At 63.5% G+C, this 21,231-nt stretch carries 22 protein-coding genes; 19 read left to right on the top strand and 3 right to left on the bottom strand.

Features of this window, described 5'->3' with window-relative positions:
* Positions 1-32 precede the first annotated feature (32 nt).
* Positions 33-1,310: a 4-aminobutyrate--2-oxoglutarate transaminase gene (locus tag MesoLj_RS00230; RefSeq protein WP_056570441.1), complete on the top strand. Its 1,278-nt coding sequence runs from the start codon at positions 33-35 to the stop codon at positions 1,308-1,310.
* 32 nt (positions 1,311-1,342) lie between these two features.
* Here the strand turns inward: MesoLj_RS00230 and MesoLj_RS00225 are convergent, their stop codons facing one another.
* The 3 genes from MesoLj_RS00225 to MesoLj_RS00215 are packed head-to-tail and all read right to left on the bottom strand — an operon-like array spanning position 1,343 to position 3,196.
* Entirely contained in the window at positions 1,343-1,669 is a 327-nt protein-coding gene (locus MesoLj_RS00225; RefSeq protein WP_140775522.1) for a type II toxin-antitoxin system RelE/ParE family toxin, read from the bottom strand.
* 5 nt (positions 1,670-1,674) lie between these two features.
* Positions 1,675-1,905 carry a type II toxin-antitoxin system ParD family antitoxin gene (locus MesoLj_RS00220; RefSeq protein WP_027061046.1) on the bottom strand — a complete coding sequence of 77 codons (231 nt, stop codon included), beginning with the start codon at positions 1,903-1,905 and terminating at the stop codon, positions 1,675-1,677.
* 37 nt (positions 1,906-1,942) lie between these two features.
* Positions 1,943-3,196, bottom strand: coding sequence for an NAD(P)/FAD-dependent oxidoreductase (locus MesoLj_RS00215; protein WP_202324687.1), 1,254 nt, complete (start codon positions 3,194-3,196; stop codon positions 1,943-1,945).
* Positions 3,197-3,629: 433 nt separating this feature from the next.
* Between MesoLj_RS00215 and MesoLj_RS00210 the strand changes: the two genes are divergently transcribed.
* The 18 genes from MesoLj_RS00210 (at position 3,630) to trmB (ending at position 21,206) form a co-directional block, all read left to right on the top strand.
* Complete coding sequence (locus tag MesoLj_RS00210) at positions 3,630-4,919, top strand: imelysin family protein (RefSeq protein ID WP_202324686.1); 1,290 nt, start codon at positions 3,630-3,632, stop codon at positions 4,917-4,919.
* Positions 4,920-5,030: 111 nt separating this feature from the next.
* Entirely contained in the window at positions 5,031-5,342 is a 312-nt protein-coding gene (locus MesoLj_RS00205) for a (2Fe-2S)-binding protein (RefSeq protein WP_140775518.1), read from the top strand.
* Positions 5,308-5,793, top strand: coding sequence for a bacterioferritin (gene bfr / locus MesoLj_RS00200; protein WP_140775516.1), 486 nt, complete (start codon positions 5,308-5,310; stop codon positions 5,791-5,793). The genes MesoLj_RS00205 and bfr overlap by 35 nt, the downstream gene beginning before the upstream one ends.
* A gap of 12 nt (positions 5,794-5,805) precedes the next feature.
* Positions 5,806-7,407, top strand: a complete 1,602-nt coding sequence (locus MesoLj_RS00195; protein ID WP_202324685.1) for a di-heme oxidoreductase family protein — start codon at positions 5,806-5,808, stop codon at positions 7,405-7,407.
* Entirely contained in the window at positions 7,407-8,486 is a 1,080-nt protein-coding gene (locus tag MesoLj_RS00190; protein ID WP_202324684.1) for an imelysin family protein, read from the top strand. Before MesoLj_RS00195 ends, MesoLj_RS00190 begins: the two co-directional genes overlap by 1 nt.
* 226 nt (positions 8,487-8,712) lie before the next feature.
* Entirely contained in the window at positions 8,713-9,816 is a 1,104-nt protein-coding gene (locus MesoLj_RS00185; RefSeq protein WP_202324683.1) for a DUF1513 domain-containing protein, read from the top strand.
* 101 nt (positions 9,817-9,917) lie between these two features.
* A complete protein-coding gene (gene tsaB, locus MesoLj_RS00180) occupies positions 9,918-10,595 on the top strand; it encodes a tRNA (adenosine(37)-N6)-threonylcarbamoyltransferase complex dimerization subunit type 1 TsaB (RefSeq protein WP_202324682.1) in 678 nt (225 codons plus the stop codon).
* Positions 10,595-11,089 (top strand): ribosomal protein S18-alanine N-acetyltransferase, encoded by a 495-nt coding sequence (rimI, locus tag MesoLj_RS00175; protein WP_140775509.1) that lies wholly within the window; start codon positions 10,595-10,597, stop codon positions 11,087-11,089. The genes tsaB and rimI overlap by 1 nt, the downstream gene beginning before the upstream one ends.
* A 130-nt stretch (positions 11,090-11,219) precedes the next feature.
* Positions 11,220-12,020: a lysophospholipid acyltransferase family protein gene (locus tag MesoLj_RS00170; RefSeq protein ID WP_202324681.1), complete on the top strand. Its 801-nt coding sequence runs from the start codon at positions 11,220-11,222 to the stop codon at positions 12,018-12,020.
* A 75-nt stretch (positions 12,021-12,095) separates the two neighbouring features.
* Positions 12,096-13,505, top strand: a complete 1,410-nt coding sequence (gene miaB / locus MesoLj_RS00165; protein ID WP_202324680.1) for a tRNA (N6-isopentenyl adenosine(37)-C2)-methylthiotransferase MiaB — start codon at positions 12,096-12,098, stop codon at positions 13,503-13,505.
* Positions 13,506-13,588: 83 nt separating this feature from the next.
* A complete protein-coding gene (locus MesoLj_RS00160; RefSeq protein WP_019863063.1) occupies positions 13,589-14,581 on the top strand; it encodes a PhoH family protein in 993 nt (330 codons plus the stop codon).
* An 18-nt stretch (positions 14,582-14,599) separates the two neighbouring features.
* Positions 14,600-15,106 (top strand): rRNA maturation RNase YbeY, encoded by a 507-nt coding sequence (gene ybeY / locus MesoLj_RS00155; RefSeq protein ID WP_202324679.1) that lies wholly within the window; start codon positions 14,600-14,602, stop codon positions 15,104-15,106.
* Between the two features lie 27 nt (positions 15,107-15,133).
* Complete coding sequence (locus MesoLj_RS00150; protein ID WP_202324678.1) at positions 15,134-16,210, top strand: hemolysin family protein; 1,077 nt, start codon at positions 15,134-15,136, stop codon at positions 16,208-16,210.
* A gap of 16 nt (positions 16,211-16,226) precedes the next feature.
* A complete protein-coding gene (locus MesoLj_RS00145; protein ID WP_202324677.1) occupies positions 16,227-16,697 on the top strand; it encodes a VOC family protein in 471 nt (156 codons plus the stop codon).
* 199 nt (positions 16,698-16,896) lie between these two features.
* Positions 16,897-18,486 carry an apolipoprotein N-acyltransferase gene (gene lnt / locus MesoLj_RS00140; protein ID WP_140775501.1) on the top strand — a complete coding sequence of 530 codons (1,590 nt, stop codon included), beginning with the start codon at positions 16,897-16,899 and terminating at the stop codon, positions 18,484-18,486.
* A 138-nt stretch (positions 18,487-18,624) separates the two neighbouring features.
* Entirely contained in the window at positions 18,625-19,044 is a 420-nt protein-coding gene (locus MesoLj_RS00135) for a helix-turn-helix domain-containing protein (RefSeq protein WP_140607758.1), read from the top strand.
* Positions 19,045-19,212: 168 nt separating this feature from the next.
* Positions 19,213-20,478: a methionine adenosyltransferase gene (gene metK / locus MesoLj_RS00130; RefSeq protein ID WP_140775500.1), complete on the top strand. Its 1,266-nt coding sequence runs from the start codon at positions 19,213-19,215 to the stop codon at positions 20,476-20,478.
* A gap of 26 nt (positions 20,479-20,504) precedes the next feature.
* Complete coding sequence (gene trmB / locus MesoLj_RS00125) at positions 20,505-21,206, top strand: tRNA (guanine(46)-N(7))-methyltransferase TrmB (RefSeq protein WP_202327092.1); 702 nt, start codon at positions 20,505-20,507, stop codon at positions 21,204-21,206.
* Positions 21,207-21,231: the final 25 nt, after the last annotated feature.

Below are 21,231 nucleotides of genomic sequence, written 5' to 3'. Positions count from 1 at the left end.
CGAGGACGGGCGCCGGCCCGATGAGGGATATCATGAAGAATTCAGCCATTTCCGAACGCAAGAACCAGTCGATCTCGCGCGGCGTCGGCATGACCACGCAAATCTACGCCGACCGGGCTGAAAACTCGGAGATCTGGGATGTCGAGGGCCGCCGCTACATCGACTTCTCGTCCGGCATCGCCGTCGTCAACACCGGCCACCGCCACCCCAGGGTGATCGAGGCGGTCAAGGCGCAGCTCGACCGTTTCACCCACACCTGCCACCAGGTCGTGCCGTATGAGAGCTATGTCAGGCTGGCCGAGCGGCTGAACGCCATGCTGCCCGGCAAGTTCGAGAAGAAGACCATTTTCGTCACCACCGGCGCCGAGGCGGTCGAAAATGCCATCAAGATCGCCCGCAACGCCACCGGCCGCCAGGCCGTCATCGCCTTTGGCGGCGGCTTCCACGGCCGCACCTTCATGGGCATGGCGCTGACCGGCAAGGTTGTTCCCTACAAGGTCGGCTTCGGCGCCATGCCGGGCGACGTCTACCACGTGCCGTTCCCCGTGGCGCTGCATGGTGTCTCGGTCGCCGATTCGCTTGCCGCGCTCGACAAGCTGTTCAAGGCCGATGTCGATCCGGCCCGCGTCGCCGCGATCATCATCGAGCCTGTCCAGGGTGAGGGCGGCTTCTACGACGCGCCGCGCGAACTCCTGACCGCGCTGCGCAAGCTCTGCGACCAGCACGGCATGCTGCTGATCGCCGACGAGGTGCAGACGGGCTTCGCCCGCACCGGCAAGATGTTTGCGATGGATCATCATGAGGTCGCGGCCGACATCACCACCATGGCCAAGAGTCTTGCCGGCGGCTTCCCGCTGTCGGCGGTGACCGGCCGCGCCGAGATCATGGACGCGCCTGGCCCGGGCGGCCTCGGCGGCACCTATGGCGGCAGCCCGATCGGCGTCGCCGCGGCACACGCCGTGCTTGACGTGATCGAGGACGAAAAGCTGTGCGACCGCGCCAACACGCTTGGCGCGCGGCTGAAGCAGCGCCTGCAGTCGATCCGCGACGACGTGCCCGAGATCGTCGATATCAGGGGCCTCGGCTTCATGAACGCGGTCGAGTTCAACGACGTCAAGAAGGGCCTGCCCTCGGCAGAGATCGCCAACGCCATCCGGCTGAAGGCACTGGACAAGGGCCTGATCCTGCTGACCTGCGGCGTCTACGGCAACGTCATCCGTTTCCTGGCACCGATCACCATCCAGGACGAGGTCATGAACGAGGCGCTCGACATCCTGGAAAGCTCGATCCGCGAAGTCTGCGCTGCCTGAAACGCAGCGCCACTTCTCTTCAAGCCTTATTGTCAGGAGCTTGGATTCTGTAGCCAGGCGGGAATGTCCCGCTTGGCATGCAGCACCCGCCACACATCGATATGGTCGGGCTGCTCAAGATAGAAGATCAGATACGGATAGCGCTTGAGTTGCACACTTCGCAGACCAGGCAGTCCAATTTCGTAGGCAAACCTAAGAGAGCCAGATGCCGGATAGCTCGCTATCAACTTGTAGGCGTTTTGAAGCTCCCCGACGTAGCCCAATGCCATATGCGAACCAACTTCGCGCGCATAGTAATCAACAGCGTCCTCGATATCCCGCAGAGCAAGGTTTCGAGGAATAACTGCCTTTGTGGCCACGTAAATTACTGGCCCTGCGCCCGTTTTCGCAGCGCGGCAAAATAGTCATCATCAACGGGAGCTCCCGGCGCCGATGATGCGCCCTCAAGGAGCAAACCACGCAGAAGTTGACGATCCTGATCGTGGCGGATCAATTCACGCACATACTCGCTGCTCGTGCCATAGCCGCGATCCGTCACCTGCTGATCGACAAAATGCTTCAAGCTGTCGGGCAGTGAGATGTTCATGGTGCTCATGCAAGCATTTTATGGGGTATGGCAAAAATTGGCAACCCTACGCTCTCGCCTTGGCTGGTTCTATATTTTGAAACTCGGCCAGCGCCGCCTTCAGCCCATCCGGCCCCGCCGCCGCCGTCTGCGGTGTCGGCGAGAAGCCGGCACCGAGCATCTTGCGGCCAAGCATGTGGTCGCCGGGGCGGTTGACGGATTCGATGCCGAGCAGCCGGTCGCCCGCATAGTGATAGATGGAAAACTTGTTGTCGGGCAGGTCGCCCAGCACGACATGGCTGTCGCCGCCGGCGGTCAGCCCGACCATCTGCAGCTTCATGTCGCCAATATCGGACCAGAACCATGGCACCGCCGAATAGGCGTCCGCGTGACCGGTGATCGTGCGCGCCGCGAGCCGCGCCTGGTCGGTGGCGTTCTGCACCGATTCCAGCCGCACGTCGCCGCCGGTGAACCAGTGCCGGTAGGAGGCGGCGTCGCCGATGGCCAGGATTTCCGGCGCCGAACTGCGCATCTGGTGGTCGACGCGGATGCCGTTGGCGATGGCAAGGCCGGCTTCCTGTGCCAGTTCGACATTGGGCACGGCGCCGATGCCGACGATGACCATGCGTGCTGGCAGCCTTTCGCCCGACGAGGTGATCGCGGCCACGACATGGCCGTTTTCGCCTTCGAGCCTTGAAATCGAGGTGCCGGTCAGGATGCGCACGCCGCTCGCCTCCAGCCGCTGGCGGACATGGCTGGCCACCACTGGCGCCACCGCGCGGCCAAGCAGCCGGTCGACCGCTTCCACCACAGTCACCGTGCGGCCGGCCGCGCGCAGCGTCGCGGCGATCTCCAGTCCGATAAAACCGCCGCCGAGGATGACGACATCCTCGCTGCTCGCGCTCAGCTCCCGGATCAGCCGTGCGTCGGCCAGAGAGCGCAACGACAAAACACCGGACAGGTCCGAGCCCGGCAGCGGCAGGACGCGTGGGCGCGACCCGGTCGCCAGGACCAGATGGTCGAAGGCAAGTTCGCCGCCGCCTGATATCTCCAGGCTGTGGCGGCTGGCATCGATACGCTCGATCCGGATGCCCGGCCGGTAGTCGATCGCGTTGCCGGTGTAAAAGGCCTCGCCACGCAAGGGTTGCGGTTTGGCCTCGGCATCCTTGATGAAGGTCTTCGACAGCGGCGGCTTGTGGTAAGGCAACTCGTTCTCGTCGCCGACGAGGATCACCGGCCCGTCATAGCCGTCCTCGCGCAGACTGGCGGCCGCCTGCACGCCCGCGTGACCCGCACCGACAATGACCACACCGTTCTTCATCGCATTCCGATCCCGATTCGATCCTAGGGCGTCTCGCCAAGTGGCAATTGTCTGGCGCCGCCGCAAGAGAGCGTTTGCGGGTCGCACCCGGGATGACGGCTGTCAATCGTACAGTTCGGCGGCAAAGCCGGTACAGTCGAGACATAAAGTTGACCTTCGTAGTTTAGAATAATTCTAAACTATTGTTTCAATTGGCTTTTCCAGACGATTTTCATTGACTTCCATGGGCGTCGAAGCTTTATGGAAGCCTGCGCGTTAGCGCATCCCTTTGATGTCTGGGCCTTGAACCCGTTCGATTGGAGGCATTTTGGTGTCTTTCTTCCCTGAACCGCGCGATCGCGTGGCAAGTCTTGCGCCCCATGGCGTCAACATGGCATGGCGCCGGCCGCCGCACGCGCCGTTTATACAATTTCCAAAAAACTGGAGAGCGATAATGACAGCACGATATGGCGGCAGGCTTGCGGCGATTGGCGCCACGGCACTGCTGACGGCGGCGGTGTTTGTGCTGCCGGCCAAGGCCGAAACCGATGCGAAAGCGGTCATCAAGACCTATTCCGACATCGCGCTTGCCAAATATGAGGATTCGCTGACCACGGCCCAGGCCCTCGACAAGGCGGTCGACGCGCTGCTTGCCAATCCGTCCGCGGACACGCTCAAGGCCGCTCGCGACGCCTGGAAGGCATCGCGCGTGCCTTACCAGCAGACCGAGGTCTACCGCTTCGGCAACAAGATCGTCGACGATTGGGAAGGCAAGGTGAATTCCTGGCCGCTGGACGAAGGCCTGATCGACTATGTCGCCAAGAGCTACGGCACCGAATCGGATGCGAATTCGCTCTATACCGCCAATGTCATCGCCAACAAGGAAATCGAGATCAACGGCAAGAAGGTCGATGCCTCCAAGCTTTCGCCGGAATTCCTGTCCGGCACGCTGCAGGAGGCCGGCGGCATCGAGGCCAATGTCGCCACCGGCTATCACGCCATTGAATTCCTGCTCTGGGGCCAGGATCTGCACGGCACCGGCCCGGGCGCCGGCGAGCGCCCCTACACCGACTACGACCTCAAGAACTGCACCGGCGGCAATTGCGACCGCCGTGCAGAATATCTGAAGTCGGCCAGCGCGCTTCTGGTTTCGGACCTGCAGGAGATGGTCGGCAACTGGAAGGAAGACGGCGCGGCGCGCAAGAACCTGGTCGATGGCGAGCCGAACACCGCGATCTCGGTCATCTTCACCGGCATGGGCTCGCTGTCCTATGGTGAACTGGCCGGCGAGCGCATGAAACTCGGCCTGCTGCTGCATGACCCGGAGGAGGAGCACGACTGCTTCTCCGACAACACCTACAACTCGCATCTCTATGACGCGGTCGGCATCCGTGCCGCCTACCTCGCCAGCTATACCAGGCTCGACGGCACCGTCGTTTCGGGGCCTTCGGTGCATGACATGGTCAAGGCAGCCGATCCGGCGATCGACAAGGAACTGGCCGACAAGCTCGATGTCACAGTCGCCAAGATGGAGGCGATCAAGGCGCGGGCCGAGGCCGGCGAGGCCTATGACCAGCAGATCGCGGAAGGAAACAAGGAAGGCAACGCCACCGTGCAGGCGGCGATCGACGCGTTGGTCGACCAGACCAAGTCGATCGAACGTGCCGTTGGCTCGCTGAAACTCAACGCCATCGCCTTCGAAGGCTCCGACAGCCTCGACGCGCCCGACAAGGTGTTCAAGTAAGACCGAACCTGGTGCGCGGTTCCGGAGCCTGACAATTGGCTCCGGAATGGGCTCCAGGACCAATCAAGCCACACGGCGCGGAAGGCGCCGTCAGCCATCCGAGCACTATAAATGCTGATCTGCCATTGCAACATCATCACGGAGAGAGAGATCGAGCAGACGATCATCGGGCTGCTGGACCAGGACCCTTGGCAACTTATCGTGCCGGCAAAGATCTATCACTCGATGCAAAAGCGCGGTCGCTGTTGCGGCTGCTTCCCAAATGTGGTGGAAACGATCATTCGGGTCACCGAAAATTACCATGCCCGCTCGGAGGCGAGCGGCGTGGATGTCGTTTCACATCTGGATCGCGTCAGAGGCCTGCGCATCCAATACGGGAGCAGAACCCATGAAGGGCGAAAGTCAGATCATCGAGCGGCTTAACGAGGCTCTTTTTCTGGAGCTTGGAGCCGTCAACCAATATTGGCTGCATTTCCGTCTGCTGGAGGATTGGGGATACACCAAGCTGGCAAAGAAGGAGCGGGCCGAATCGATCGAGGAGATGCACCACGCCGACAAGCTCATCGCGCGCATCATCTTCCTTGAAGGCCATCCGAACCTGCAGTCCGTGGCGCCGTTGCGCATCGGGCAGAACGTCAAGGAAGTGCTCGAATCCGACCTTGCCGGTGAATATGACGCGCGCACTGCCTACAAGCGTTCGCGCGAGATCTGCCACGAGGTGGGCGATTACGTGACGATGAAACTGTTCGAGGATCTGCTGGCCGACGAGGAAGGTCACATAGACTTTCTCGAGACGCAGCTCGACCTGCTCGCCTCGATCGGCGAGGAGAAGTACGGCCAGCTCAACGCCGACTCGGCCAACGAGGCGGAGTAAAGGCATGCGGGAATGCGGCGCCCCCTAGAATTCCTGCGCCGCTCGCGGCGGGCCATCGGCTCGCCGCTCCTCCTGAAAAGACCAGCCGGACCGGCTGGTCGGCGCTGCATCATTCTTGTCCTGGCGCTGACATCGTCCGCGATCGCGGGTGACCTTCAGCCAGCCAGCCTTGCCACCACGCGCGGCGACCTCAACGCCCGGGATCAGGCGCGTGTCACCGCCGTCACCAGGCCGACCACGGATTTCTCCAAACCCGAGCCGTTCGAGCTGATGCAAGGCGGCGCCGGCACGTCCGAGAAGGACGTCAGCCGCGACGCCTTCTCGCAATCCTCGGCCAACATCACCTTCGAGGAAGAGGGCACTTTCAAGCTCGGCAACGCCTTGTTCCGCAAGAACTGGGTCTCGTCGCCATCCTCGACGCAGGCGTCGGACGGGCTTGGTCCGCTGTTCAACGAGCGGGCCTGCCAGAACTGCCATCTGAAGGACGGCCGCGGCCGTCCGCCGCAAGGCGATACCGGCACCACCTCGATGTTCCTGCGCCTGGCGCGGGACGCCGGCAGCGCCGAGGAAAAAGCGGCGATCGCCAACCGCCAACTGCTCAATTTTCCCGACCCGGTCTACGGCACGCAGTTGCAGGAGCTGGCGGTGCCTGGCCTGCGCGGCGAAGGCCGGATGCGCGTCGACTATCAGGAACGTAAGGTGGAGCTGACGGATGGCACCGTGGTTTCCCTGCGCAAGCCCAGCTATTCCGTCACTGATCTCGCCTATGGGCCGCTCGATCCGCATACCACGCTGTCGCCGCGCCTGACGCCGCCGATGATCGGCCTTGGCTTGATCGAGCAGATCGCGCCGGCGGACATTCTGGCCCACGCCGATCCGGACGACCGCGACAATGACGGCATTTCCGGCAGGCCCAACATCGTGCTCGACGGTCTGAGCGGCGAGTTGACGCTTGGCCGTTTCGGCTGGAAGGCGCAGACCGCATCGATCCGGCAGCAGGCCGCGGATGCCTTTGCCGGCGATATCGGCATCTCGACGCCGGAAGAACCAAGACATTGGGGCGATTGCACCGCCGCGCAGTCGGAATGCCTCGCAATGCCGAATGGCGTGCAGGCGCGCCTCGGTCCGGTCGAGGCGCCGACGCCGGTGATGGATCTCGTCACCTTCTATTCGCAGAACCTGGCCGTGCCGGCACGCCGCGATCTCGCTGCGCCTGATGTGCTCGCCGGCAAGAAGGTTTTCTACGAGATGGGCTGCGTTTCCTGCCACACGCCGAAATTCGTCACCCGTCGCGATGCGCCCAACAAGGCGCAGGCCTTCCAGCTGATCTGGCCCTATTCCGACTTCCTGCTGCACGACATGGGTCCCGGCTTGGCTGACGGCCAGCCGGTAGGTGACGCGACGGGCAGTGAATGGCGCACCCCGCCGCTGTGGGGTATCGGCCTCACCGAGACCGTCAACGGCAATTCCTTCTTTCTGCACGATGGACGCGCGCGCAGCCTGACCGAGGCGATCCTGTGGCATGGTGGCGAGGCGCAGAAGGCGCGCGACCGCTTTGCCGCCGCCAATGCGGCCGAGCGCGATGCACTGGTCAAATTCCTGGAGTCACTCTGATGCTGAAGCGTTCCGCCCTGGTTCTCGCTCTTCCGCTGGCCCTGCTGGGTGCCTTCCCCGCATCGGCGGCGGTGAAAGCCTCGGACATCATCCAGCGGGCGATCGACGGCTTCGTCCGGCCGGCCTATGCCGATTTGCACCAGCATGCCGAAACCTTGACGAAAGCGATGCACAAGCTCTGCGAGGCGCCTTCGCAGGGCGAACTCGACGCGGCGCGCACCGAGTTTTCCGCCACGGTCCATGCCTGGTCATCGGCCGAGATCATCGGTTTTGGACCGATCAAGGAGAACAACCGTCTGGAGCGCATGCTGTTCTGGCCGGACCGCAAGAGCATCGGCCTCAAACAGGTGCAGGCGGCCTTGTCGGACAAGGATCCGGCAGCCGCCGATCCGGCACAGCTTGCCGGCAAGAGCGTCGCCATGCAGGGGCTCGGCGCGCTGGAATTCGTGCTTTTCGGCGACGGCGCCGATGCGCTGACGGGTAAGGATGATCCCTATCGCTGCGCCTATGGCGCGGCGGTTGCCGGCAATATCGAAACCATGGCCGGCGAGGTCAGCGCAGCCTGGAACAAGCCGGACGGTTTTGCCGCACTCTGGGCCAATCCCGGGCCGCAGAATGCGCTTTACCGCGACGGCAACGAAGCGGTGACCGAACTGGTCGGCGTTTTCATCAACGAGTTGGAGATGGTCCGGGATGTCCGTCTGAAGGGCTTTCTGGGCGGCAAGCCCGAGGCGGACAAGCCCAAGCAGGCGATCTACTGGCGTTCGCAAAACACCACCAATTCGCTGGCGGGAAATCTCGCCGGCATCGATGCGCTGTTCCAGGCCTCCAAACTTGGCGATGCGCTCCCGCCCGATGCGCGCTGGATGGCGGAGTCGATCCATATCCAGCTGGTCAACGGTGTCGCCACCGCGAAGTCCGTCCCGGGTCCGATCGACAAGGCGCTCGCGGACCCGGCACTGCGCGAAAAACTCGAGCATTTCGCCCTGATCACCTCCAGCCTGTCGACCCTGATCGGCACCCGGCTGACCGCCGAATTCGGCCTGACCGCAGGCTTTTCGTCGCTGGATGGAGACTGAGCATGACCTTGAGATTGGCCGAAACGCCCATAGCTTCGTCATCCTTGGGTCTCCGCGACGGAGCTACGCTCCTGCTCCGCCCCAGGATGACGAAGTTCCGGAGGCTTCGGCCAACTTCCAACGTCTGGGATGAATCATTCGAAGAATCGGCAGGTGCCAAGCGTCAGCTCCGATCCCTAAAAATTAGCATGTCTTGGAGCCGGCCAGTGCAGGGGAGGGCCATGTCTTGAAAACCACCCTCATCGATCGTCGGGATTTCCTGAGAGCCGCGGGCATCGGCTTTGCCGCTGCGATGGCGCCGTCCGCCTGGGCAAAGACACTTGCTGCCGACGCCGTCTTCGCCACCGCCTTCGTCAAGCGCGACGGCAGTTTTGGCGCCGCCGTCCTGTCCGAGGCAGGCAAGGTGCTGCATGCGATCGATCTGCCCGATCGCGGCCATGACGTCACCTTCGATCCCGTATCGAAGCGTTCAGTGGTCTTTGCCCGCCAGCCCGGCACCTTCGCCGTGGTGTTCGATCATACCGGCCGCGACGCCCCGTTGACCATCGCCAGCATCACCGGCCGGCATTTCTTCGGCCATGGGGTGTTCTCGCCCGACGGCGCCCTGCTCTATGCCACCGAGAACGACTTCGACAACGCTGCCGGCGTCGTCGGCATCTACGATGCGCGGGCGAAGTTCAGCCGCATCGGTGAATTCCCGACTTACGGCATGGGTCCGCACGAGCTTCTGCTGCTGGGCGATGGCCGGACGATCGCGGTCGCCAATGGCGGCATCGAGACCCATCCCGACTATGGCCGCGCGGAACTCAACATCGCCACCATGAAGCCGTCCTACGTGCTGATCGACCGCGTCACGGGCGACCTGATCGAGAAGCATGAATTGGCGGCTTCCCTGCACCAACTGTCGATCCGCCACATGGACACCGACCAGGCCGGCACCGTCTGGTTCGGCTGTCAGTATAGGGGGCCGGGCACCGACCGTCCGCTGCTGGTCGGCCGCGCCGCGCGCGGCAAGGATTTGCAACTGCTCGACATGTCGCCGGACGTGCTGTCCGGCTTCCGCAACTATATAGGCTCGGTCGCCGCCAATCCCTTTGCGGGCACCGTCGCCGTCTCGTCGCCGGAAGGCAATTCGCTTGCCGTGGTCGACGTGGTGAGCGGCAGGGTGGTCTCGACCAGTGCGCTGGTCGAGGTTTGTGGCCTGGCGCCGGACGGGGCTGGCTTCATGGCAACCACCGGCGCCGGCGAGATCATCGAGGGCAGCGGCGCGACACGGTCGGAACCGGACTATGTCTGGGACAACCACATGCTGCGCATCGAGCAGGTTTGACGTCGAGGCGGCGAAGCGAAGCCGCTTAACAAATTATGCTTGCGGTGGCGCCCCTTGGCGGGCACAGGGAAGTTGTTTTTCGGAACCGGTTGTTTCGTTTCATGAAAGTGCTTGCCATCGACTGTGCCGCCAGCCTCTGCGCCGCCTGCGTCTACGACGCGGCGGCCGGGCGGGAGCTTGGCCGCGCGGTGCTCGATCTCGGCAAGGGCCATGCCGAGCACCTGATGGCCGTCATCGCCGAGGCGCTGAAGGCGGGCGCGACCGACTATCCCGGCCTTGGCGCCATTGCCGTTTCTGTCGGCCCAGGGTCCTTCACCGGCCTGCGCGTCGGCGTATCGACCGCGCGCGGCCTGGCGCTGGCGTTGAAAATACCGGCGATCGGGGTGACGACGCTCGAGGCACTGGCTGCCGAGGCGGCAGCGGCATTTCCCGGCCGCGCCGTGCTGGCGGCGCTCGATGCCGGCCGCGAGGAAATCCATGCCGTGCTCTACGATAAAATGTCAGTTTTGACTTACGGTCCAGCGGTGACCACATTGCCGGAAGCCACAGCCCTGGCGATGGAGAATCTTGCGGTGCTTGCCGGCACCGCGGCGGTGCAGATCGCCGCATCGGCGGGTCGGGTTTCCGACATCGGGCCTCGGACGGCCACCGCCGACATTGTCACATACGCCCGCCTCGCCGCCGCCAGAGGCGAGGGTGAGAGGCCGAAACCACTTTACCTGCGCGGCGCCGATGCAAAGCCGCAAGCCGGATTTATTCTTTCAAGGCAACAGAATTAATGCGCATACCTTTCTTACAGCCGCGGCGCCGGGACTATGCGCTCGAGCCGCTCAGGATCACCGACAGCCCCGCGGTCTCGTTGCTGCATCGCGAGGATTTCGTCCGTCCGTGGACCGATGGCGAGTTCGCCGCTTTGCTCGAGCAGGACACCGTGTTCGGCTACGCCGCGCGCGAAACCGGGCAGGGCGCCAAGCCGCCTGTCGGTTTCGTGCTGGCCCGGCTGGCCGCCGGCGAGGGCGAGATCCTGACTGTCGCGGTGGCGCGATCCCATCGCCGCCAGGGACTGGGCTGGCAGTTGATGGACGCTGTGCTGCGCGAACTGCATGTGCAACGCGCCGAAGCGCTGTTCCTGGAGGTCGACGAGACCAACGTCGCCGCGATCGCCCTGTACCGTCGGCTGGGCTTCCGCGAAGTCGGCAAGCGCCCGGACTATTACAGGTCGCCCGATCGCGGTCCGACCGGTGCGCTTGTCATGCGCCGCGATCTTCGCTAGCCAGACGCCGCATGACCCCGAAAATCGGTTCCGATTTTCGGAAAGGATCATGCGCCGAGATCAAAGCATTACGGCGTCCTTTGCGCATCCGAGAGAACGCGCGGCGCTGTAATGGCAGGACCAGGACAGCATGATCGGAAAAATCAGGATTTTCCTGGCCCTGGGCCTTGTCGTCGCCGGTTCGCTGGTCCTGGTGCCGCTGCAGATCCTGTCGATGAAGACCGGCTGGTGGCCGGAAACCTTCATCCTCAAGATCTGGCACAGGCTTGTGCTCAGGGCGCTCGGCATGCGCGTCCATGTCAAAGGGGCGCTGTCGGCCAAGCGCCCGTTGCTGGTTGCCTCGAACCACATCTCCTGGACCGACATCATGGTGCTGGGCTCTTTTGCCGATGTGAAGTTCATCGCCAGGGCCGATATGGAAGGCTGGCCGCTGATCGGCATGCTGTCCAAGCTGCAGCGCACCGTCTTCATCGAGCGCGAGCGCAAGCGTTCCTCCGGCGACCAGGCAAGCGAGATCGCCAGCCGCATGGCCAAGGGCGACGCGATGGTGCTGTTCGCCGAGGGGTCGACCGGTGACGGCAACGTCGTCCTGCCGTTCAAGAGCACGCTGTTCGGCGCCGCCTCGATGGCGATTTCGGAGGGAGCGGCCGAGCAGGTGTTTATTCAGCCGGTGGCGATCGCCTATACGCGCCTGCATGGCGTGCCGCTCGGCCGCCGGCACCGGCCGATCGCGGCCTGGATCGGCGACGAGGATCTGATGCCGCATCTCAAGGTGCTGATGGCGGAAGGCGCGCTCGACGTCGAAGTGCATTTCGGCGAACCGATCGCCTTTGCGAAGGGTTCGAACCGCAAGGAAACGTCGAAGCTGATGGAAAGCCAGGTGCGCGAGATGATGCAGGCGGCACTCGCCGATCCGCGCCCGAGCCGCTAGCCCCGACATGCGCCTTGGCGGCGCACACCGAGAATCGTCTGTTTTTTGTCACGGAAAGGCGTTAGAAGCCGCCGGATGGACTTGAACACGATTGAAAGCGACGACATCGGCACCGTGGCCGGACAGCAGGCAGTGCGCGCCACGGCAGCGAAGAAGGTCTTCGTCAAGACCTATGGCTGCCAGATGAACGTCTATGACTCCCAGCGCATGACCGACGCGCTGGCCGCCGACGGCTATACCGCGACCGATGCCATCGGCGAGGCCGATCTGGTGCTGCTCAACACCTGCCATATCAGGGAGAAGGCGGCCGAAAAGGTTTATTCCGAACTAGGCCGCATCCGCGACATGAAGGCGGAGCGCGCCATTGCCGGCCGCGAACTGCTGATCGGCGTCGCCGGCTGCGTGGCGCAGGCCGAGGGTGCGGAGATCATCAGGCGTTCGCCGGCCGTCGACCTGGTCATCGGGCCGCAGACCTATCACCGCCTGCCCGACGTGCTGGCGAGAGTGCGCGGCGGCGAGAAGATCGTCGAGACCGACTACGCCATCGAGGACAAGTTCGAGCACCTGCCGCAGCCCAAGCGCGCCGAGGTGATCAAGCGCGGCGTCACCGCCTTCCTCACGGTGCAGGAAGGTTGCGACAAGTTCTGCACCTTCTGCGTCGTGCCCTATACCAGGGGCTCGGAAGTCTCGCGGCCGGTGGCGCAGATCGTTGCTGAAGCCGAGCGCCTGGCCGAAGCCGGCGTGCGCGAGGTGACGCTGCTTGGCCAGAACGTCAATGCCTGGCACGGCCAGGGCGGGAACGGCGAGGAGTGGGGCCTTGGCCGGCTGCTGTTCCGGCTGGCTGAGATCCCCGGCCTGGCCCGGCTGCGCTACACCACCAGCCATCCGCGCGACATGGACGACGAACTGATCGCCGCCCACCGCGACCTGCCGTCGCTGATGCCTTATCTGCATCTGCCGGTGCAATCGGGCTCCGACCGCATCCTGAAATCGATGAATCGCAGGCACACGGCCAGGGATTATCTGGCGTTGCTCGACCGCATCCGCGCCGCGCGCCCCGATATCGCGTTGTCCGGTGACTTCATCGTCGGCTTCCCCGGCGAGACGGAAGCCGATTTCGAGGCGACCATGGAACTGGTGCGTCAGGTGAACTACGCTTCGGCCTTCTCGTTCAAATATTCGCCGCGTCCGGGCACGCCGGGCGCCGACATGACTGATCACGTGCCCGAAACCATCAAGGACGAGCGCTTGCAGCGCCTGCAGGCACTGCTCCTGAAACAACAGCAGGATTTCGGCTTGAGCCTTGTCGGCAGCACCATCGACACGCTGATCGAGAAGCCTGGCCGCCAGGCCGGTCAGAAGGTCGGCCGCTCACCTTGGCTGCAGCCCGTTATTGTTGATGAAAAGGCCGGCGAAATCGGTGACATTATCCAGGTGCGAATCACGAAGACGGGCTACAACAGCCTGTTCGCCGAATTGGCCTGATGGTCTCGGCAGATGAGGAGAGACGGTTGAGCGCAGCAGAGCTGAAGAACCTGCCCCCGGTACCGGCATCTGGGGCTTCTGACATGGCGCACATCGTTCTGACTTTCGACAACAACAAGCTTGCCAGCGCCCTTTACGGTCAGTTCGACGAGAACCTCGCCCGGCTCGAGCAGAAGCTCGGCGTGGATATCCGCTCGCGCGGCAACCAGCTGACCATCAAGGGGTCCGCTTCTGCCGCCGAGCAGGCGCGCCGTGCCTTGGACAATCTCTACGGGATTCTGCAGAAAGGCGTCGATATCGGCCAGTCCGATGTCGACGGTGCCGTGCGCATGGCGGTCGCCGCCGACGATCAGCTCACGCTGCCGACGCTGGAGCGCAAGGGCAAGGTCTCCGCCGCCCAGATCGCCACCCGCAAGAAGACCATCTATGCGCGCTCGCTGAACCAGGACGCCTATATGCGGGCGCTCGAGCGGTCTGAACTGGTATTCGGCATCGGCCCTGCCGGCACCGGCAAGACCTATCTGGCGGTGGCGCATGCGGCGATGCTGCTCGAGCGCGGCATGGTCGAGCGCATCATTCTGTCGCGGCCGGCCGTCGAGGCCGGCGAGCGGCTGGGCTTCCTGCCCGGCGACATGAAGGAGAAGGTCGATCCTTATCTGCGGCCGCTCTACGATGCGCTCTACGACATGATGCCGGCCGACAAGGTCGAGCGCGCCATTGCCGCTGAAGTCATCGAAATCGCGCCGCTCGCCTTCATGCGCGGCCGCACGTTGGCGCATGCCGCTGTTATTCTCGACGAGGCACAGAACACCACGCCGATGCAGATGAAGATGTTCCTGACGCGTCTTGGCGAGAACTCGCGCATGATTGTCACCGGCGATCCGACCCAGATCGACCTTCCTCCGAGCACCAAATCGGGGCTGGTCGAGGCCTTGCGTGTCCTCGACGGTGTGGCCGGCGCGGTAACCGTGCGCTTCAACGATGTCGACGTCGTTCGCCATCCGCTGGTGGCGGAGATCGTCAGGGCCTATGACCGGGATGCCAAGCTGGCGCGCGGCCTCGGCGCGGAGAATTGATTTCAGCGATGCGGCTTCATGCCTGAGGACAATTTATCCGGCGACGGGAGCCTTTCGGTGCCCGTCGACATCGATATATCGGTCGAAGCGGGCGACTGGCCCGATGAGGCAAGCCTGACGCGGCTGGTCGATCGAGCGGTTGACGCTGCTTTCGCCGAGACCGGCGTGGCCGGTCGGTCCGAGCTCAGCGTCGTTTTTTCCGACGACGCCCATATACGTACGCTCAATGCCGGTTGGCGCGGCAAGGACAAACCCACCAACGTCCTGTCTTTCCCGGCTTTTCCGCCCGTGCCCGGTGGCCCGCTGCCGCCCATGCTGGGCGATATTGTGCTTGCCGCCGAGACTGTGGCGCGCGAGGCGGCACTGGAAGACAAGCCCCTGGAGAACCATATCACCCATCTCGTCATCCATGGCCTGCTGCATTTGCTGGGCTATGATCACGAGACCGACGCCGAGGCCGAGGAGATGGAAGCCATCGAACGCGTGGCGCTTGCAAGGCTTGCCATTCCCGATCCCTACGCGTAACTACATCTGACAATTGACCGGACGACGATGAACGACAAACCAGAGACTGCCGCCCGCCCCGACGCCGGCAGTGCGCCCAAGGCTTCCGATACGTCGGAAGAGGGATCAAGTCCGAGTACCGTAACCGACAGCGCTGCCAGCGAGCCTTCGCCTGCCGGACCTTCCCTGTTCGACCGTGTTTTGGGCCTGTTTCGGCAACGCAACGGCACCAGCCTGCGTGAGGAAATCGCCGGCGCGCTGGCCGAGACGGCGAGCGACGCCGAATCCTTCTCGCCTGGCGAGCGCGCCATGCTCAACAACATTCTGCGCCTGCGCGAGGTGCGCGTCGAGGACGTCATGGTGCCGCGCGCCGACATCGAGGCGGTCGAGATAGCCACGACGCTCGGCGATCTGCTGGGCACCTTCGAACAATCCGGCCATTCCCGCATGCCGGTCTATTCCGAGACGCTCGACGACCCGCGCGGCATGGTCCATATCCGCGACGTGCTGGCTCACATCACCAAGCTCGCGCGCGTCAAGAAGGGCCGCACGACCAGGAAGACGCCTGCCACCACGCAGCTCGATCTTGCCCAGGTCGATCTCGCGCGCACCATCGGCGAACTCAACCTGATCCGCCAGGTTCTGTTCGTGCCGCCATCGATGCTTGCTTCCGACCTGATGGGCCGCATGCAGACGACGCGCACACAGATGGCGCTGGTCATCGATGAATATGGCGGCACCGACGGACTTGTGTCGCTCGAGGACATTGTCGAGATGGTCGTCGGCGACATCGAGGACGAGCATGACGATGACGAGCCGATGATCACCCAGGCCGGTGACGGCGTGTTCATCGTCGACGGCAAGGCCGAGATCGACGACGTCGCCAAGATGATCGGCGAGGACTTCGCCGCCGGCGAGCATGGCGAGTATGTCGACACCATTGGCGGCATGATCTTCAACACGCTCGGCCGCGTGCCGACGCGTGGCGAGGTGGTACAGGCCATTCCGGGCTTCGAGTTCCATGTGCTCGATGCGGATCCGCGCCGTGTCAAGCGCGTGCGCATCGTGCAGAGCCAGAAGGGCGAGCGCCGCCGGCGGGCCACGGCGCGCACCGAACAGGCCTGAGCGGTTCGGCTCTTCGATGACCATCGACGACCCGTTCAGGCACGCAAGTCTGGGTTCCGGCGTCTTCTACAGGGATCCCCGCGCAGCGCTGGCATGGCTAGAAGCGGCTTTCGGCTTCGAGCCCAGCATGGTGGTGACCGATGCCGCGGGAAAGCTCGTCCACTCCGAGATGCGCTTCGGCGATTGCTACATTATCGTCGATTCCGAATGGAGCGATTATGTCGCCAGCCCTGCTTCGGTGTCGGGCAAGAACACGCAGTCGGTCTACGTCAGGCTCGTGGGCGGGCTGGATGCGCATTGCGAGCAGGCGCGCGCGGCCGGCGCCGAAATAATCCAGGAGCCGACCGATCAGTTCTACGGCGAACGCCAGTATCGGGCCCGCGATCCCGAGGGGCATGTCTGGACCTTCACCCAGCCCATCCGTTCCGTTTCCCGCGAAGAAGCCGAGCGGCTGAGTGGCCTGCGCATCGACGGCTGGCACCGTTAATGGGCGTCGCCAGAAGTGGCCCCGGTTTTGGGGGAACGACATGCATAAGAACAAAAGACCTGAAGCGCGTCGCATGGATCTGTTTCAACGCGACGCGCTTTGGAGCGGCGGTCGAGGCATCCCGGCTGATCGGCCGTTTGGAGCACAGGCCGCGGCCTGATAAATCTTGCGTCCTGATTCGCGCGACTCGGAAGTATGCATGGAGCGCCTTGCCGGCCGGATAATTCTGCTTTGGGGTTGGCGGCGCGCGCTCGTGGCCTTTCTTGCCGGAGCGCTGACGGTGCTTGGGCAGGCGCCCTATGATTTCTTCGCAGCCTGCTTCATCTCGTTTCCGGTGCTGGTCTGGCTGCTTGATGGCGCGACCGGCGAAGCCTCCGGCAGCCTGTTCCGGCGCCTGCGGCCGGCTTTCGCCGTAGGCTGGTGGTTTGGTTTCGGCTATTTCCTCGCCGGTCTCTGGTGGATAGGCTCGGCGTTGCTGGTCGAGGCCGATGATTTTGCCTGGGCGCTTCCCTTCGCCGTGGTCGGTATTCCCTTCGCGCTCGCCTTTTTCTATGGCTTCGCAACGATGGTTGCCCGGCTGCTGTGGAGCAGCGATATCGGCCGCATTGCCGCCCTGGCCTTCGGCTTCGGGCTGACGGAGTGGCTGCGCGGCTTCCTTTTCACCGGTTTTCCCTGGAATGCGATCGGTTACGCGGCAATGCCCGTGCCTCTGCTGATGCAGAGCGTCTCGGTCACCGGCATGATCGGTATGAATGCGCTTGCGGTGTTCCTTTTTTCGCTACCCGCGCTGCTGGCGGCGCGCCGGCATCTTCGCCTGGGCGCGGCGCTGTTCGTCCTGCTTGCGGTGGCCCATGTCGGGTTCGGCTATGTCAGGCTTGCAGCTCCTGAAAAGCCGGCGCAGCGCAGCCTTGATGTCCGCATCGTCCAGCCTGCCGTCGACCTGTCGGAAAAATGGGACGCCTCGGTGCGCGACCGCATCTTCGCCACCTTGCTGGGCCTGTCCGCCAAGGCGCCGGACCCCGGTCACGGTAAGCCACAACTGATTCTTTGGCCGGAAACCTCGGTGCCATTCCTCTTCACCGAGCGTCCGGATGCGCTGACGGCGCTGGGCGACATGCTGGCCGATGGCCAGATGCTGATCGCCGGCGTCGTCCGCGAGGAAGGCGGCTCCGCGGCTGCCGACAGCCGTTATTACAATTCCGTGGTGGCGATCGACGACAAGGGCGAAATCACTGATGCCGTCGATAAGGTCCATCTGGTGCCGTTCGGCGAATACCTGCCTTTCGCCGATCTGCTCAACCGTTTCGGCATCGCCCAGCTTGTTGCCGGGCCGGTGACGTTCGCAGCCGGTAACGAGCGGCACGCCATCACGCTGCCTGGCGGCATCCGAGCCCTGCCATTTATTTGTTATGAGGTGATCTTTCCGGATCTTGTGGCAGTTGACGCTACGTCAGCGCAGCTTATTGTGAACGTCACCAACGATGCCTGGTTTGGGGACACGCCGGGACCGTATCAGCACTTCAGACAAGCCCAGATTCGCGCGGTGGAGAACGGATTGCCCTTGCTGCGTGCTGCCAACAACGGCATTTCGGCCGTCGTCGATCCACACGGACGCATCGTCGATGCGCTGGCGATCGACGCGCGCGGCGCCATCGATGTGAAGGTGCCGATTTCCGGACAGACGGTCGTTTCCCCGGGCCAGCGGCGCATTAACGGAATGCTGATCATGTTGCTGTTTGCGGTGGTGGGGGCGCTGTTGAACGTAAGGCAAAGGCTACGGGTGAATTGACAGTCGACACATTAGAAACTCATACTGTACTGCCTGAAAATTTCTCAAAGCCGGTGGATCGTTCTGTTGGGGCAGTCGCCCCCGGCTTTGTTTGGGTGGGAAAAAATCACAAAGCCGAAAAAATTCGGCGAGGAAAAAATGACAGAAGAAAACAAGAAAAAACCGAATCCCATCGACATCCACGTTGGAAGTCGCGTCCGGCTCAGGCGCAACATGCTCGGAATGAGCCAGGAAAAGCTGGGCGAGAATCTCGGCATCACATTTCAACAGATCCAGAAATATGAAAAGGGCACCAACCGCGTCGGCGCCAGCCGCCTGCAGGCGATTGCCTCCATACTCGGCGTGCCCGTCGCCTTCTTTTTCGAGGATGCGCCGGGTCAGGAGTCCGCGGCCAATCGTGGCTTTGCCGAGGATGCGTCGATGGCTTTCGCCGTGGAATTCTGCGGCAGTCCCGAAGGCCTTCAGCTCAACCGGGCCTTCGTCAAGATCGCCGACGTCAAGGTACGGCGCAGGATCATCGATCTGGTGAAGTCGCTCGCCGCGGACGACCTCGACTGACGCTCAATGCGCCTGCCACCGGCGGCATCCGCCGCCGGTGGCACAAGATATTGACATCGACAGTCGTGCCAGAATGGCGGCAACGCTTGACGAGCGGCGCTTTGCCCCGCTAACACGTGGCGCGCCAAAATCGGCAGCCTGCCGATCGTTTTTCAAGAGGGGACACCCGTGACGCGGCAGAATTACTTCTTTACCTCGGAGTCCGTTGCCGAGGGTCATCCCGACAAGGTCTGTGACCGGATCTCCGACGAAATTGTCGATCTGGTTTACCGTGAAGCCAAGAAGACCGGCATGGACCCATGGAAAGTGCGTGTCGCCTGCGAGACGCTGGCGACCACCAACCGTGTCGTCATCGCCGGCGAAGTGCGCGTCCCCGAGACGCTGCTGAAGAAGGACAAGGCCGGCAATATCCTCAAGGACGCGGCGGGTCACCCGGTCGTGAATCCGGCGAAGTTCAAATCCGTCGCCCGCAAGGCGATCCGCGAGATCGGCTACGAGCAGGCCGGCTTCCACTGGAAGACAGCCAAGATCGAGGTTCTCCTGCACGGCCAGTCGCCGGACATCGGCCAGGGCGTCGACAACGCCGCCGACCGCCAGGGCGAGGAAGGTGCCGGCGACCAGGGCATCATGTTCGGCTATGCCTGCCGCGAGACGCCGGACCTGATGCCGGCGCCGATCTACTACAGCCACAAGATCCTCGAACTGCTGGCCGCCGCCCGCCACGAAAACAACGGCGAGGCCGGCAAGCTCGGACCGGACGCCAAGAGCCAGGTTACCGTCCGCTACATTGACGGCAAGGCCGCCGAGGCAACGCAGATCGTGCTGTCGACACAGCATCTCGACGCGACCTGGGATTCCAAGAAAGTCCGCAAGGTCGTCGAACCCTATATCCGCGAGGCGCTTGGTGATCTCAAGATTGCCGACGATTGCATGTGGTACATCAACCCGACCGGCAAGTTCGTCATCGGCGGCCCGGACGGTGATGCCGGCCTCACCGGCCGCAAGATCATCGTCGACACCTATGGCGGTGCGGCACCGCATGGCGGCGGCGCCTTCTCTGGCAAGGATACCACCAAGGTCGACCGTTCGGCCGCCTATGCGGCGCGCTACCTGGCCAAGAATGTCGTGGCGGCGAAGCTTGCCGACCGCTGCACCATCCAGCTCTCCTACGCCATCGGCGTCGCCCAGCCGCTGTCGGTCTATGTCGACCTGCACGGCACCGGCAAGGTCGACGAGGCAAAGCTCGAGGAAGCGCTGCGCAGCGTGATGGACCTGTCGCCATCCGGCATCCGCCGGCATCTCGACCTCAACAAGCCGATCTACGCCAAGACGTCGTCTTACGGTCATTTCGGCCGCAAGGCCGGCCGCGACGGGTCTTTCTCCTGGGAGAAGACCGATCTCGCCAAGGCGCTCAAGGATGCTGTCGCGGCTTGAGCCGCGACAGACCCCGCGCCAACCAGATGAGCCCTGAAAACAGGCCGAGCCGCGCGACCGAAGCCTTCTTCGGTCGTCGACGCGGCAAGCCCGTTCGCCCGCAGCAGGCGGCGGCCCTGGAAAGCGGGCTTGGCGCCTACCGGCTCGATCTGACGGCCGAAGCGCCGTCGGATCTGCGCACTCTGTTTGCGGCTGACATTTCGGGGGTCCGGCTCGAAATCGGCTTTGGCGGCGGCGAGCATCTTCTGCATCGCGCAATCGAGACGCCGACGGTCGGCTTCATCGGTGTGGAGCCCTTCGTCAACGGCATGGCCAAGATGATGATGGCGGTGCGGGCGAGGCCGCTGGCCAATCTCAGGGTTTACGACGACGACGCCACCCGGCTGCTCGACTGGTTACCCCCAGCCTCGCTCGATGGCATAGACCTTCTCTATCCCGATCCCTGGCCGAAGAAGAAGCATTGGAAGCGGCGTTTCGTCAGCCCGGTCAACCTTGACCGTTTCGCCCGCGTCCTGAAACCGGGTTCAAAATTCCGCTTCGCGTCAGACATCGATACCTATGTCAACTGGACCTTGCTTCATTGCCGGACGCATGGCGCCTTCGCATGGCAGGCAGCGGAAGCGGCGGATTGGCATCGCCCTTACGATGGTTGGCCAGGCACGCGTTACGAGGCGAAGGCCATTCGCGAGGGCCGGCCGCCGGCCTATCTGACTTTTATCAGGAAATAAGTATCACGGCGCATCCCGCCGGATT

The sequence above is a fragment of the Mesorhizobium sp. 113-3-9 genome (assembly GCF_016756515.1).
Classification (GTDB): Bacteria; Pseudomonadota; Alphaproteobacteria; order Rhizobiales; family Rhizobiaceae; genus Mesorhizobium.
Note: the sequence above shows the minus strand (reverse complement) of the source record. Positions and strands in the feature narration are given on the sequence as shown.